This window comes from Porphyromonas uenonis 60-3, assembly GCF_000174775.1.
GTDB classification, from domain to species: Bacteria; Bacteroidota; Bacteroidia; order Bacteroidales; family Porphyromonadaceae; genus Porphyromonas; species Porphyromonas uenonis_A.
This window is the reverse complement of the sequence record NZ_ACLR01000148.1, coordinates 1-545: the sequence shown is the minus strand read 5'-3', so window position 1 is coordinate 545 and position 545 is coordinate 1. Positions and strand designations below refer to the sequence as shown.

The following is a 545-nucleotide window of genomic DNA, read 5'->3' as shown; positions in this document are numbered from 1 at the left end:
TAATCTGGTATGAGCATCTGCATCGGAGTCTTCTTGTTGAGGGCTCGATGAGGACGCGCTGTGTTATAGAGAGCAATCGTTTGCGAGAGGATCTCTCGAACTTCTTCTATGGGTTTGTCCTCAAAGTTGTAGAGCCAGTCGTTCTTGATGATCCCGTTAAGTCGCTCTGCCATAGCGTTGTGGAGAGGGTTGCCTGTCTGGGTGACGCTGGTTACGATGCCTAGGCTGGCCTCGTAGTCGGTCATCTGCTTGGAGACGTATTGACAGCCTCGGTCGCTATGGAAGATGAGTCCTTTGAGGTCAAAGCCATGCTTTTGGTAGAAGTCAACGGTCTGTTTTAGTGCGTTGTAGGGGCCCTCTGTGGAGAGCGTGGGCTGCAGGTCAAAGCCGGTGATGATGCGGCTATAAGCATCCATCGTCAGGGAGAGATATGCGAAGCCCCCTAAACACTTGACGTAGGTTATGTCTGAGACGGTGAGCCGGCAATGGTCGGTGGCGATGTACTTAGGGGTGGTGTTCAGGTGGTCTTGGAAGCCGTGATTGAC

General features: G+C 52.7%; 1 protein-coding gene. It reads right to left on the bottom strand.

Annotation, left to right across the window (positions count from 1 at the left end; translation table 11 throughout):
- Positions 1-545 (bottom strand): integrase core domain-containing protein (locus PORUE0001_RS05060; protein ID WP_007365398.1); only part of this gene is annotated, 545 nt, incomplete at both ends.